The following is an 872-nucleotide window of genomic DNA, read 5'->3' as shown; positions in this document are numbered from 1 at the left end:
CAACTTGCGCAGGTGGGTGAGCTGCGGCAAACCCAGGTACTCGGCGATGATGGCCGGCACCGCTCCGCCGACGCCGTCGGTGGACTCGTTGCCGGCGATCACCAGCTCGGTGCCCTCGATGGTGCCCAGCGCCCGGGCCAGCGCCCAACCGGTCTGCACGACGTCGGAGCCGTGCATCCCGTCGTCGAGCAGGTGGACGGCCTTGTCGGCACCCATCGACAGCGCCTTGCGGATCGCTTCGGTGGCGCGCTCCGGGCCCGCAGTCAGCACGGTCACCGAGCCCTCGGTTCCGTCGGCGGCCTCTTTCTCCCGGATGAGCAGCGCCTCTTCGACGGCGCGCTCGTTGATCTCGTCCAGCACGGCGTCGGCGGCCTCGCGATCCAGCGTGTAGTCGCCGTCGGTGAGCTTGCGCTCCGACCAGGTGTCTGGGACCTGCTTGATCAGGACCACGATGTTCGTCATAAGTGTGGTTCGTCCTCCTCGAAGGAGTCCCGCAGCCGTCGACTGCAGGACCAGGGTCACGTCTTACGCCACCACACACGCATGTTACTGAGCGGTAACTTTGTGCGGTTCGCTCTCACACCATAGCGGGTCGTGCTAGGCCCGATTGCCCGCCCGTCTGCGGTGACCCATTCGCGATCGGCGCCGTAGGGGCGGTACCAGCACAGGGAGACCTCGCCGCAGGGCGGTCTGTGAACTGTGAACCTCAACTCAGCTCTCCTGCTGCCAAGTAGGGAGGACGGGTTGGATCCTCGGACTCCGGTCTGGGGTGGACGTCAATGAGTAGGGAGGCTAGCCCCTACGGCGCCGATCGCGAATGGGTCACCGCAGACGGGCGGGCAATCGGGCCTAGCACGACCCGCTATGGTGTG

The 872-nt window shown here is 66.6% G+C and carries 1 protein-coding gene; it reads right to left on the bottom strand.

Annotated elements, in window-relative coordinates; genetic code table 11:
- Window positions 1-462: electron transfer flavoprotein subunit beta/FixA family protein (locus A5707_RS01420; protein ID WP_419866372.1), on the bottom strand; the 462-nt coding region annotated here is incomplete at its 3' end.
- Between the last annotated feature and the right edge of the window lie 410 nt (window positions 463-872).

It is taken from the genome of Mycobacterium kyorinense, assembly GCF_001672775.1.
Taxonomy (GTDB): domain Bacteria; phylum Actinomycetota; class Actinomycetes; order Mycobacteriales; family Mycobacteriaceae; genus Mycobacterium; species Mycobacterium kyorinense_A.
Note: the sequence above shows the minus strand (reverse complement) of the source record. Positions and strands in the feature narration are given on the sequence as shown.